11 protein-coding genes and 1 pseudogene are annotated in these 11,755 nt (G+C 75.9%); 7 read left to right on the top strand and 5 right to left on the bottom strand.

Going from position 1 to position 11,755, the window contains the following annotated elements; all coding sequences use genetic code 11:
• A pseudogene (locus AB0L40_RS14275) lies at positions 1–382 on the top strand (hypothetical protein); the annotation flags it as partial.
• 327 nt (positions 383–709) lie between these two features.
• On the top strand, positions 710–1,168 hold the full coding sequence (locus AB0L40_RS14270; RefSeq protein WP_364355378.1) for a hypothetical protein: 459 nt from the start codon (positions 710–712) through the stop codon (positions 1,166–1,168).
• 275 nt (positions 1,169–1,443) lie between these two features.
• On the opposite strand, the gene AB0L40_RS14265 is transcribed toward AB0L40_RS14270, so the two are convergent.
• Both AB0L40_RS14265 and AB0L40_RS14260 read right to left on the bottom strand, forming a co-directional pair.
• Positions 1,444–2,373, bottom strand: coding sequence for a MerR family DNA-binding transcriptional regulator (locus AB0L40_RS14265; protein WP_364355375.1), 930 nt, complete (start codon positions 2,371–2,373; stop codon positions 1,444–1,446).
• A gap of 250 nt (positions 2,374–2,623) precedes the next feature.
• Entirely contained in the window at positions 2,624–3,298 is a 675-nt protein-coding gene (locus AB0L40_RS14260) for a metal-dependent transcriptional regulator (protein WP_364355373.1), read from the bottom strand.
• A gap of 126 nt (positions 3,299–3,424) precedes the next feature.
• On the opposite strand from AB0L40_RS14260, the gene AB0L40_RS14255 reads away from it, so the two are divergent.
• Positions 3,425–4,618: a PAS domain-containing protein gene (locus tag AB0L40_RS14255; protein WP_364355371.1), complete on the top strand. Its 1,194-nt coding sequence runs from the start codon at positions 3,425–3,427 to the stop codon at positions 4,616–4,618.
• 505 nt (positions 4,619–5,123) lie between these two features.
• Here AB0L40_RS14255 and AB0L40_RS14250 read toward each other — a convergent pair.
• Complete coding sequence (locus AB0L40_RS14250; protein ID WP_364355369.1) at positions 5,124–6,035, bottom strand: LysR family transcriptional regulator ArgP; 912 nt, start codon at positions 6,033–6,035, stop codon at positions 5,124–5,126.
• An 85-nt stretch (positions 6,036–6,120) separates the two neighbouring features.
• On the opposite strand from AB0L40_RS14250, the gene AB0L40_RS14245 reads away from it, so the two are divergent.
• Positions 6,121–6,741, top strand: a complete 621-nt coding sequence (locus AB0L40_RS14245; protein ID WP_364355367.1) for a LysE/ArgO family amino acid transporter — start codon at positions 6,121–6,123, stop codon at positions 6,739–6,741.
• 19 nt (positions 6,742–6,760) lie between these two features.
• Here AB0L40_RS14245 and AB0L40_RS14240 read toward each other — a convergent pair whose 3' ends face one another.
• Positions 6,761–7,156: a hypothetical protein gene (locus AB0L40_RS14240; RefSeq protein ID WP_364355365.1), complete on the bottom strand. Its 396-nt coding sequence runs from the start codon at positions 7,154–7,156 to the stop codon at positions 6,761–6,763.
• A gap of 227 nt (positions 7,157–7,383) precedes the next feature.
• On the opposite strand from AB0L40_RS14240, the gene AB0L40_RS14235 reads away from it, so the two are divergent.
• Positions 7,384–8,361 (top strand): hypothetical protein, encoded by a 978-nt coding sequence (locus AB0L40_RS14235; RefSeq protein ID WP_364355363.1) that lies wholly within the window; start codon positions 7,384–7,386, stop codon positions 8,359–8,361.
• Positions 8,362–8,719: 358 nt separating this feature from the next.
• Here the strand turns inward: AB0L40_RS14235 and AB0L40_RS14230 are convergent, their stop codons facing one another.
• Positions 8,720–9,382 (bottom strand): response regulator transcription factor, encoded by a 663-nt coding sequence (locus AB0L40_RS14230; protein ID WP_364355360.1) that lies wholly within the window; start codon positions 9,380–9,382, stop codon positions 8,720–8,722.
• Positions 9,383–9,867: 485 nt separating this feature from the next.
• On the opposite strand from AB0L40_RS14230, the gene AB0L40_RS14225 reads away from it, so the two are divergent.
• Together AB0L40_RS14225 and AB0L40_RS14220 are read left to right on the top strand one after the other, a co-directional pair.
• On the top strand, positions 9,868–10,389 hold the full coding sequence (locus AB0L40_RS14225) for an MSMEG_0572/Sll0783 family nitrogen starvation response protein (protein ID WP_364355357.1): 522 nt from the start codon (positions 9,868–9,870) through the stop codon (positions 10,387–10,389).
• A gap of 270 nt (positions 10,390–10,659) precedes the next feature.
• Positions 10,660–11,754 (top strand): MSMEG_0568 family radical SAM protein, encoded by a 1,095-nt coding sequence (locus AB0L40_RS14220; protein ID WP_364355384.1) that lies wholly within the window; start codon positions 10,660–10,662, stop codon positions 11,752–11,754.
• Position 11,755 lies beyond the last annotated feature (1 nt).

Here is an 11,755-nt window from a genome sequence, read left to right as displayed (position 1 = left end):
CTCGGCCCCGTCCGGCGGCTCGGCCCCGTCCGGCGGCTCGGCCCCGTCCGGCGGCCCGGCCCCGTCCGGCGGCCCCGCCGCCCCGGAGCGTCCGCCCGCGCCGCGGTCGTGGCGCGACCGGCTGCGCGACGTCGACCGGGACCTGGCGTCGGGGAGCAGCCGCCGCAGCGAGCGGTACCGGCCGCGGGTGCCCTGGCGCGACCGGCCGCGCCCCGCCGACGACCCCCGGGACGCGCCGCCGTGGCGCGGCGGGTCCGAGCCCGGGCCGCGCTCGGCGGACCGGCCCGCGTGGCGGGACCCCGAGCACGCGCCGGAGCCGCCGCCCGGCGGGTGGCCGAAGACCGCGGCCGAGCGCCAGCGGGAGCAGCCGCCGCTCTGGTGAGGGGCGGCTCGGCTGGGCCCGTCGCAACGGCGATGCGCTGCAGTGCCCGTCGCGACGGCGATCCGCGGCGGTGTCCCGTCGCGCTGGCGATCCGCCGGCAGTGCGCCGCACCTTCGCGGCTCCCGAGGCGCCGAGGACCCCTCCGCGGGCGGTCGCCGGGTCCCGGATCGGTCCCACCGGGAGGCCCGGAATGGACGTTCGTCGCAGGGGATCTCCCGCGATCGGGGACGAACGGCGACCGGATCGACCTTCGGCCCTTGTGCGGCGCGGGCGGAGGGAGGAAGGTGTCGCGCGTCAAGACCCATCCCCCGTACACAGGAGCTCGCCGTGCCCGTTCAACAGGACCTCGCCGCCCTGCCCACCACCAAGAAGCTCTTCCTCGGCTCAGCCGTGCTGCTCCTGGTCGACTCGTTCCTCCCCTGGTACCACGTGTCCTTCGGAGGGGTCAGCGTCAGCGAGGGCGGCTGGCACCAGTTCGGGTCGATCACGTGGATCGTGCTGATCGCGCTGCTGGTCTGGGAGGGCGTCCGCATCGCCGGCGCCGCCCCGATCGAGGGACGCCGGGCGGACCTCTTCTCGTCCGTCGGGGCGCTCGCCGTCGTCGTCCTCGGCGTGATCTTCGTGCTCCAGCGGATCTCCGACGGCAGCCTCGGCTTCGGCTTCTTCCTCGGCGTGATCCTGCTGGTCGGCCTGGGCTACAGCGCGTTCCAGACCTTCCAGGCCAGCGGCGGCGCCGAGGCCGTCCGCCACGAGGTCGACGAGCGCCGCAAGCCGCCGGTCGTCTGACGCGGGGGGCAGGCGGGACACCATGCCGGCCGTGCCGTCCTCCCCCGGCGGGGCCGCAACGCGGTCCTTCCGTCGGCGGGGACTCGAGAGCGCGTTTCTCCTGCGCAGAGGAGGAGGAACGCACCTTCGACCGGTCCACGCCCGTGCCTTGCGGGAGCCCCGACTCGAGAGTGTGGTGCTCCTGCGCAGGGGAGGACGAGCGCACTCTCGACCTCCTACCGGGCCTCGCCGCCTCGCCTGGCCGCACCGACCGACCGTCGGCCGCCGCTTCGCGCTCAGCGGGCGCGGCGGATCCGGATCGGCGCCTCGGCGTCGCCGTCCAGGATCTGGAGCAGTCGGGACCGCGCCACCAGCGGCGCGGGGTCCAGGCGCTCGACGCCGGTCGTCCGGGCCTCGACGAGCGGCCCGTGGAAGTCGAGGACCGGCAGCTCGCCGCCGGCCGCGCGCTGGGCGGCGAAGACCAGCCGGCCGAGGCGATCCAGCGCGACCCCGCGGCCCGACAGCACCAGGGCGGCCGGCTCGATCCGGCCCAGCGCCCGGGACAGCTCGGTCGGCTGCAGCTCCGCACCCACCGCGATCGGCAGGACCCCGGCGCGGCGCAGGGCCAGGTCCAGGGCCTGCACGCGCAGCGCGTCGACGGAGGAGTGGTCGGTGCCGTCGACGACGACCACCAGGTGCGGGCGGTGCGCCGGCGGCGCGGTGCGGGTCGCCGCGGCGAGCCAGCGGCCGGCCCAGCGGTGCCCGAACGCGTACTCGACCGACCCTGGGTGCTCGCGGTCCAGGCCGTCGATCGCGGGCAGCAGCAGCTCGTCGACCGAGCGCTCCAGCGACCGCAGGTGCAGGGAGTCCTCGACCACGCGGTCGGCCTCGGCCTCGTCGAACCGCCGCAGCGCGCGGCGCAGCCGGTCGACGGGGGAGGCGTGCTCGCGGGAGCCGCCGACGCGGGAGCCGAACGGGTCGGCGAGGTCCCGGCCCCCGCCGCGGCCCGCGTCGTGGTCGCGCCGCGCGAGCGCCACGGCCGTCGCGGCGTCGGGTGCGCGGCCCATCGCCTCGCGCAGCGCCTCGATCTCGCCCAGGTCGTACTGCCGGTGCCCGCCCCCGGTGCGCTGGGGGGTCGGGAACCCGTAGCGTCGCTCCCAGCCGCGCAGCGTGCTGGCGGAGACGCCGAGCAGCTCCGAGGCAGCCGTGGTGCGGATCGCGGTCATCGGCCGCCGATCGTCCGTCGGATGCGGGCACAGCGCAAGCGCGGCAACGTGGCGTGCGCGCAGGCTTCGTGCTCGGGGCGCGTCCGGACCGGCGCGGTGCGGTCCTCCGCGGGGCCCGGACGTCGGCCGCCCCGAGGCTGCGGTCTTCCGTGGGGGCGCGGCCGTCGGCCACCGCGAGGCGCCGGTCCTCCGCGGGGGCCCGGACGTCGGCCGCCGCGACACCGCGGGCGCCGGGGCCGGGCGCTGTCGGTCAGGCCGGAGCGCCCTGCGGCACGCCCGCGGAGCTCCACACCGCGACGGTGTTCGCGACGTCCGCGTCGATGCGGGCCTCGGTGTCGTCGTCCGTGCGCAGCACCACCGCGTCGCTGTCGACGCGGGCCACCGTCGCGGCGAAGCCGAGCTTCAGCCCGGCGTCGTGCAGGTCGCGGAGGACCTCGTCGTGCTCGTTCTCGAAGCGCAGCACGGTGATCCGGCTACCGACGGGGACCTCGGGCAGGCGGGTCCCGCACATCACGCGGTTGCCGGCGGCGATCGGGTGGCCGTGGGGGCACGTCGTCGCCGTGCCGATGGCGACGCGCATCCGCTCGGCGACCGCCGGGCTCATCGCCTGGTCGATCTTCTCGGCCTCGCCGTGGACCTCGTGCCACGGGATCCCGAGGACGTCGGTCAGGAAACGCTCGACGAGCCGGTGGCGGCTGGCGGCGTGGCGGGCGATCTCGAGGCCCTCGTCGGTGAAGGAGATCCGCTTGCGCTCGTCGCGCTCGATCAGGGCGTCGGCCTCGAGCCGCTTGACCATCTCGTGCACCGTCGGGGCCGACAGCGCCATCTCACGCGCGACGTTGGCGGCCGTGAGCGGCCGGCCGGCCTCGAAGAGGTGCAGCAGCGTCTCGAGATATTCCTGTTCCGCCGGCGTCACGTCACGCATGGCTTGATCTTAGTGCCTACAAACAACCGACGGGGCACGTGTGCGCGACACGCTGGACAACGCGGCCGGGGCGGTTCTGGCCGCGCGCGGAACCGCCGGCCGGCGCGGCAGGGGTACCGTCGAACCGTGGACCCCGTGCACGCTCATGACGAGGCCCCCTTCGGGCCCGACGGTGCCGCCACGCACGACGACGACGTCGAGGAGGCGCACGTCGACCCGGGCCCGGAGCTCTTCGAGGCGCTGCTGGCGAGCTCCGCCGACGCCTTCTACGTCGTCGACCCCGACGGCGGCGTGCAGTTCGCCAACCCGGCCGCCGTCGCGCTCCTGGGCTACGACGAGGAGTCCGAGCTCCTGGGCCGCAACAGCCACGCGACGATCCACTACAAGCACCCCGACGGCTCGCACTTCCCGTCGGAGGAGTGCATGCTGCTGAAGCCCCGCACCACCGGCGAGGTCGTGCGGATGGAGCTCGACTGGTTCGTCCGCCGCGACGGCACGATGGTGCCGATCGCGTACTCCTCGTCGCCGCTGTTGATGGAGGCCGGGCGCGGCGCGGTCGTCGTCTTCCGCCAGGTCGACCCCGAGGGCGGGGAGGCGCCCGACGGCATCGGCCGCTCGCACGCGCTGGAGCTGCACCACTCGCGCGCCCGGATCCTCGCGTCGGCGGACGCCGCGCGCCGGCGGATCAGCCGCGACCTGCACGACGGCGCGCAACAGCGGCTCGTCCACGTCCTGATGACCCTGCGCAGCGCCGCGGGCCGTGTCGTCGGCGACGGCGCGGGGGACACGAAGGCCCTGCTGTCGCGCGCGAGCGACGAGGTCCAGGAGGCGATCCGCGACCTGCGCGACCTCGTCGCCGGCGTCCACCCGGCGATCCTCTCGGACCGGGGACTGCGCGCCGCCGTGGAGTCCCTCGCGGCCCGCTCGGCGGTCGACGTCGAGGTCGACGTGGCGGGCGACCGCTGGCCGATCGAGATCGAGGGCTGCGCCTACTTCGTGATCTCCGAGGCGATGGCGAACGTCGCCAAGCACGCGCCGTCGGCGGGCGAGGTCCTCGTCCGCGTCGGCGTCGAGGACGGCGAGCTGCGGATCGAGGTCCGCGACGACGGCGACGGCGGCGCGAACCCCGACGCCGGCAGCGGCCTCCGGGGCCTCGAGGACCGCGTCTCCGCGCTCGGCGGCCGGCTCGCGGTCGCCGACGCGCGCCGCCGCCCGCCGCTGGGGACGAGCCTCACGGCGAGCCTGCCGCTGGGACGCCGTGCGGTCGGGCCGGCCACGGGGCGCGGGGCGGACGGGGCGCGGCGTCCGCCGGCGGACTGACGGGCCGCGGACGGGGCGGACGGGGCGAGGATCGGTGCCGGTGGTCGTGCCGGGTCGCGGTCGATTCCGGACACCGTCTGGCCGACGTTCGACCGACCCCCTGCGGGGACGCGGCGGGCACGGGCCGCCGCGGTCGATTCCGGACACCGTCTGGCCGACGATCGACCGACCCCCTGCGGGGACGCGGCGGGCACGGGGGCCGGCGGTCGATTCCGGACACCGTCTGGCCGACGTTCGACCGACCCCTTGCCGGTACGCGGCCGGCACGGGCCGCCGCGGTCGATTCCGGACACCGTCTGGCCGACGTTCGACCGACCCCCTGTCGGTACGTGGCCGGCACGGGCCGCCGCGGTCGATTCCGGACACCGTCCGGCCGACGATCGACCGACCCCTTGCGGGACGCGGCGGGCACGGGCCGCCGCGGTCGATTCCGGACACCGTCTGGCCGACGATCGACCGACCCCGCCACCGGGTGGGGCCTCGCGGCGCGGCCGTCCTCGATCGCTCACGACTTCGCCGGGCCCTGCACCAGCGCCCGCCGGGCCGCCGCGATCAGCGCCTCGCCCAGGCGGTCCAGCGCCGGGGAGCGGAGCTGCCACTGCTGCCAGTGGAGGGCGACGTCGACGGCGCCGTCGGGGTCGAGGTCCACGAGGGCGCCGGCCGTCCGGTCGTCGTCGGCCTGGAGGTCCGGGACCATGCCCCAGCCGAAGCCCAGGCGGACCGCCGCCACGAAGTCCGCCGACGAGGGGACGAAGTGCACCGGCGGCTCGAGGGGCGGGCCCGACCGTGCGCGGTGCGCGTCGAGGTAGGCGCGCTGGAGCGGGTCGTCGCGGTCGAACGTGACGACGGGGGCGCGGGCGAGCGACGCCGGGTCGGGGCCGTCGGGGAACCAGCGGGCGGCGAACGCGGGGGCCGCGGTCGGGCGGTAGCGCATCGCGCCCAGGGGGACGACCCGGCAGCCGGCCACCGGCTCGGCGTCGGTCGAGACGGCGGCCAGGACCGTGCCGTCCCGCAGCAGGTCGCTCGTCCGCCGCTCGTCCTCGCGGTAGAGGCGGAAGAAGAGGTCGGCGGCGAGCGGCTGCAGCGCGGGCAGGACCCAGGTCGCCAGCGAGTCCGCGTTGACCGCGACCGGGAGCGGGCTCGCGCGCCCGCCGTCCTCGGAGAGGTCGAGCTCCGCCGCCGTGTCGGTCAGCAGGAGCTCGACCTGCCGGGCCAGGCGCAGCACCGGGCGCCCCGCCTCCGTGACCCGGACGGGCCGACTGCGCACGAGCAGCACCTGGCCCGTCGCGACCTCGAGGGCCCGCAGCCGCTGGCTGACCGCCGACGGGGTGACGTGGAGGACGCGCGCGGCGGCGTCGAGCGTGCCCTCGGAGACCGCGACGCTCAGCGCGCGCAGCTGCTGGAGGTCGAGGTCCATCGCCGGATCGTAGATGAAGCGCTGCTTACGATCCTGAAGGATCTTTCGCTGGAGAACCGATCGCGGCGGCCCCAGACTCCCTGCCGTGCCCGGGGGACCCGAACTGCTCACCGTCGTGGCCGGACTCGCGTTCGGCCTGTCGCTGATCGTCGCGATCGGCGCGCAGAACACCTTTGTCCTGCGCCAGGGCCTGCGCGGCGAGCACGTGCTGCTCGTCGTCGGGGTCTGCGCGGCGTCCGACGTCGTGCTGATCGTCGCCGGGGTGGCGGGGACCGGGGCGCTCGTCGCCGGCCGCCCGGGGCTCGAGACGACGATGCGCCTCGCGGGTGCGGCGTTCCTGCTGGGCTACGGCCTGCTGGCGGCCCGGCGGGTGGTCCGGCCCGACGCGCTGCGCACGGACGACGACGCCCCGTCGGCCGGGCGGCTCGCGACGCTCGGCACCGTGCTCGCGTTCACGTGGCTGAACCCGCACGTGTACCTCGACACCGTCGTGCTGCTCGGGTCCGTCGCCGACCACCACGGCGACCTGCGCTGGTGGTTCGCCGTCGGCGCCGCGGTGGCGAGCGTCGGCTGGTTCGCGGCGCTCGGCGGGGGCGCCCGCCTGCTGCGCCCCGTCTTCGCCCGGCCCGCGGCGTGGCGGGTGCTGGACGCGACGATCGCCGTCTTCATGGTCGGGCTCGCGGCGTCGCTGGTGGCGGGGGCCTGACGCGGAGGGCAGGCCCCTCCTACGCACCCCGTACGGGGACGACCAGCGCCGCGTCCTCGTCGTCGCCGCCCGGTGCGGTCCGCGGGCCGTCGATCTGTCCCGTGGCGAACGCGAGCGCGCCGATCACCACGGCGATCGCGGCCCAGCGCTCGGCCGCGGACGTGCGCGTGCCGGCGACGACGAAGGCCGCCGCGGCGATCGCGTAGCCGCCGACGGCGCTGAAGACGTGCGGGGCGACATGGTCCGTGGCGACGAGCGCCGCAGCGCCGCCGGCCAGCCCGACGACGAAGATCGCGGCGACCATCATCGCCTCGAGCGACCAGGCGCCGGGGCGGCCGGGCGCGCGGCGAAGGAGGGGCGGGCCCTCGAACGGCCGGGACGGGTCGTGCGGGGGGCCGGGGGGATTGGCGGACATGGGGCTCCTGGGGGATGCGGGACCGGTCCTGCCTACCACCCCGCGTCGACACCGTCCGCGTCCCGAGCCCGCGGACCCGCGGGCCGGGTGGTCGCCGGACGGCCGTCGGCGGGTTCGCCGCCCGCGGCGGCGGCCACAGTCGCCCGGGCCCCGGTCCTTCATCGGGGCTTCATGGGCGCCTCGGGAGCATGCGCGCATCGCTCACCACCGCTCCCGAGGACCTCACCATGCCCGCCACCGCCACCCGCTCCCGTCTCGCCGTCCTGGCGATCGTCGCCGCGTCGCTCGCCGCCCTGCCCGCGGCCGCGACGGCCGACGCATCGGCCGTCCGTCCCACGAACGTCGCGAGCCGGACCGTCGCCGAGGGTCAGACCGCGACCCTCCGCATCAAGCTCACCTGTCAGCGCGGCTACGGGCCGTGCGACTTCCGGATCGACGCCGTCGCGCTCACCGCGACGAGACCCGGGGACTTCGCCGCCCGGACGTCACCGGTGCGGTCGAAGCTGAAGATCCGCCGCGCCGGCCGCTCGATGGTCGCGACCGTCGCCTTCACGGCCACGGACGACGCCGTCTGCGAGGGGGCCGAGGTCGCGCGGGTGCGGGTCCTCAAGCACACGCGCCGCAAGGGGTCGCGCCGGGACTACGGCCTCATCACGATCCAGGACGACGACTGCGCCACGCCGCCGGCCCCGCAGCCCGTCCCGGCGCCGCCGGCGACCCCGACCCCGACCCCCGCGCCCGAGGCCGGCCCGGCCCCCGCGTTCCCCGCCGATTCGGGCACCCCGACCGTGCGGACCGTCGCGCTCGCCGACGGGAGCCTCGCCGAGTGCACGACCCCGCAGTGGATCGGGACCGAGGCCGCGGGTGGCGTCTTCCAGCCCGGGTGCGCGGTCGCGGTCGCGTGCCCGCCGGAGGCGCGGACCTGCAACGTCCGCGCGGAGTCGCGTCACACCCTCGAGCGCGCGGTCGGCGAGGACCGCGTGTCGCTCAACTCCCGGATCACGACGTTCAGCGCGGGCGGCGTCGCCTTCTTCCACCGGGACGGATCGTCCGCCGGCGTGGGCTTCACCCGCAACGAGGATCCCGGCGTGATCATCCGCGGAGGCGAGTCGGCGCGGGTCGAGTGCAACGGCGTGCGGATCGCGCCGAGCGCCCCGAACCGCTCCCAGATCGGGTGCTCGCTCACGCTCGAGCGGCTGTCCTGACCGCGGCCGTCGAGGCCGGCGCGACCTGGATCCCGCGAGGCGGCCGGACCATCGGGCCGCCGAGCGGCGCGTCGCCGGTCGTACGGCGGAGCCGGAAGACGAAGAGCTCGGGGGCACGGTCGAGATCCCCCATCGCCGACCGTGCCCTCGATGCCTGTCCCGCCCGGCACGAAGCTGGGCGTGGCGCTCACCGTGGTGGGCGCTTGAACAGGTAGACGGTGAGTGTCCACCGAACCTACGAACGTTGTGCGGGAAACTACAAGTTGGCGCGTTGGCGCTCGTTCCGGTCCCTCGTCACTCCGGTCCGTCGCGACGCGAGAGGCGCGCGTCGCGCTCGGGGTGACGGACCAACCCGCGCTCAGTGGCTCAGGCGCAGGAACGTCAGGACCGCCGCGACGCGCCGGTGCTCGGTCGGCTCCTTCGCCAGACCGAGCTTGGAGAAGATGCCCGTCACGTGCTTCTCCACGGCGGCGCCCGTGACCCCCAGCGCGTCGGCGATGCCGATGTTCGACCGGCCCTCGGCCATCAGCGCCAGGACGTCGCGCTCGCGCGGTGTGAGGCCGGCGAGGACGTCGCCCGAGCGCCGGCGGCCGAACATCTGCGCCACGACCTCGGGGTCCAGCGCGGAGCCGCCGGCCGCGACGCGGCGGACCGCGTCGCCGATCGCGTCGACGTCGGCCACGCGGTCCTTCAGCAGGTAGCCGATGCCGCGCGGGTCCTCGCCGATCAGCTCCATCGCGTAGTGCTCCTCGACGTACTGCGAGAGCACGAGGACCCCGACGGACGGCTGCGCGCGGCGGATCCGCTCGGCGGCGCGCAGGCCGTCGTCGGTCTGCGTCGGCGGCATCTGGACGTCGACGACGATCACGTCGGGGCGCAGCTCGTGGGCGAGCTCCTCGAGCGTCGGAGCGTCCGCGGCCTGGCCGACGACGTCGAAGCCCTGGTCCCGCAGGATCCGCACGAGCCCCTCGCGGATGAGGGTGTGGTCCTCGGCGACCACGAGGCGAAGGGGGTCCGGCACGCCGCGGACGGTAGCGGCGTCCGGGTGGGCGTGACACCGGAGGGTGGTCGCCGTTCCCTCGCTGGGGGCGACGAATGGTCGACCACCCCGACGCGGGCGAAGGGGGTGGTCGTCCGTTGCTCGCTGCGGGCGAGCAAACGTCGACCACCCCGCCGCGCTCCTCCCCGGTCGTCCCGTCGCGCGCCCGTCGTGCCCCCGTCCGTCGTCCGTCGCGTCACCGCCCGCCCTCCGGTCCGCCCGACGTCCCCGGCGCGAGGGTAGGGAGAACCCCACGCCGGGGCGGCGGGTCGTCCCGACGTGGTAGGTGGGAACTGGACTTCGGGCCACCAGGAGGGCTCCGAGCCTCGGCCCGACGGCCATCGAAGAGCGCTCCCCGCGGCGTGAGGCTGTGACCAGTCCGCCTGACCGACCCCGACGCGCCCTCCTCCTTGATCGGTGGGGGCGCCGGGGCCGGGAGGGCATCCGTCCGACACAGGAGCACCCTCATGGCCATCGCCCCCAGCCTCACCGACACCGAGATCGCGAGCATCTCCGAGATCCCGCACCCCACCCAGGAGCTCGGCGGCTCCATCTACGGTGCCACCAAGGTCTTCCCCGACTACCAGGCCGAGAAGGGCGAGAGCTACCTCGGCCTCGTCCACGGCATCGCCCACGAGTCCTCGGTCTCGCTGGTCGCGGTGCTGCAGGCCATCCGGGCGCAGCGCAAGGGCTTCGAGACCGCCCTCTACTTCTTCGGCATCGGCTCGCTGAACGCGCTGCACACCCGCGGCTTCCCGACCATCGGCGCCGAGATCTTCCCGGGCATGCGCAACGAGAACGGGCAGCTCCAGCGCTTCATGGACGAGGGCGGCAAGGTCTACGCCTGCCGGCTGGGCCTGGCGCTGCACGGCGCCCGCGAGGAGGACCTCATGGAGGGCGTCATCCCGTGTCACCCGCTGGACGTCCAGGACTGCCTGATCGAGTTCGCCCGCAAGGGCGCGATCATCAACACGACCTGGATGTTCTAGGCCATGTCCGCGTACCCGGACACGATCCCCACCCGCCCCGGCCTCCTGGAGACCCGCCGGGTACGCGGCACCGGCGGCACCCCTTCCGCGGCGCGGGACCCGCGGGACGAGGTCGCGGCGCTGCTGGACCGGGGCCTCGAGGACCCGAGCGTCGGCGACACCGCCGCAGGCCGGGCGGCGCCGACGGAGGCCGCGCTCGGCATCCTCGGCGCCGGGACGTCCGGGACGTCCGGACCGGCGGCGGATGCCGGGACCGCGACGGTCACCCCGATCGACCTGGCCCTGCGCGCCGAGCTCGCCGTCCACGGCCTGCGCGCCACGCCCGGCCTCTCGCGCCGCGGTGGCGCCGGGCCGAGCAACGACGGCCACTGGAAGCTCGGCCTGAAATCCGATTCCGCCCCCCGCCCCGCGTGCGGCTCGCAGACCACGCTGCCGATGTCGCCGGACTCGCCCTTCGCGCTCGACCAGAACGGCGCGCTGACGAAGGACGGCGTCGTCGTCGAGGACGTCACCGTCGAGGCCATCGAGCGCCCGGCGTTCTACGCCCTGTCGACCGCCGACGGCACGCGCTACGAGGACCTCGCCCGCCTGCACGGCACGAACGTCCTGGCCACGACCGTCGTCCAGACCTGCATCCGCTACCGCGACGAGGCGACGCGCTGCCGCTTCTGCACGATCGAGGAGTCGCTGCGCGCCGGCAACACCGTCCAGGTGAAGCAGCCGGAGCAGCTCGCCGAGGTCGCCGCCGCTGCGGTCCGCCTCGACGGCGTCCAGCAGATGGTCATGACGACCGGCACGAGCAACGGCCGCGACCGCGGCGCCAAGCACCTCGTCAGGTGCGTGGAGGCGGTCCTCGCCGCCGTCCCCGGCCTGGCGATCCAGGTCCAGATCGAGCCGCCGCTGGACCTCGAGTGGATCGACCGCCTGCACGCGGCCGGCGCCGCCGCCGTCGGCATCCACGTCGAGTCGATGGACGAGGACGTCCGCGCGCGCTGGACCCCCGGCAAGGCGGAGGTCCCGATCGAGCGCTACGAGGACGCCTGGCGCCGCGCCGTCGACGTCTTCGGCCACAACCGCGTGTCGACGTACCTGCTGGTCGGCCTCGGCGAGGAGCCCGACCACCTGGTCGCGGCCGCCGAGCGCCTGGTCGACATGGGCGTCTACCCCTTCGTCGTGCCGTACCGCCCGATGGACGGCTCGCTCGCCTTCGCCGACGGCGTGCCCGCCCCGTCGCCCGCCGAGCTGCGCGCCGTCACCGGCCGCGTGGCCCGCAAGCTCCGGCACGCCGGGATGCACGGGGTCGACCAGGTCGCCGGCTGCGCCGCCTGCGGGGCCTGCTCCACCCTCGGCGCGGACGGGGGCTGAG

This window comes from Patulibacter sp. NPDC049589, assembly GCF_040675535.1.
Taxonomy (GTDB): Bacteria; Actinomycetota; Thermoleophilia; order Solirubrobacterales; family Solirubrobacteraceae; genus Patulibacter.
Note: the sequence above shows the minus strand (reverse complement) of the source record. Positions and strands in the feature narration are given on the sequence as shown.

Excerpts from the sequence above, each read along its gene's own strand:
- AB0L40_RS14225 (WP_364355357.1), top strand. The coding sequence starts at position 9,868 with ATGGCCATCGCCCCCAGCCTCACCGACACCGAGATCGCGAGCATCTCC.
- AB0L40_RS14260 (WP_364355373.1), bottom strand. The coding sequence starts at position 3,298 with ATGCGTGACGTGACGCCGGCGGAACAGGAATATCTCGAGACGCTGCTG.
- AB0L40_RS14240 (WP_364355365.1), bottom strand. The coding sequence starts at position 7,156 with ATGTCCGCCAATCCCCCCGGCCCCCCGCACGACCCGTCCCGGCCGTTC.
- AB0L40_RS14235 (WP_364355363.1), top strand. The coding sequence starts at position 7,384 with ATGCCCGCCACCGCCACCCGCTCCCGTCTCGCCGTCCTGGCGATCGTC.
- AB0L40_RS14250 (WP_364355369.1), bottom strand. The coding sequence starts at position 6,035 with ATGGACCTCGACCTCCAGCAGCTGCGCGCGCTGAGCGTCGCGGTCTCC.
- AB0L40_RS14265 (WP_364355375.1), bottom strand. The coding sequence starts at position 2,373 with ATGACCGCGATCCGCACCACGGCTGCCTCGGAGCTGCTCGGCGTCTCC.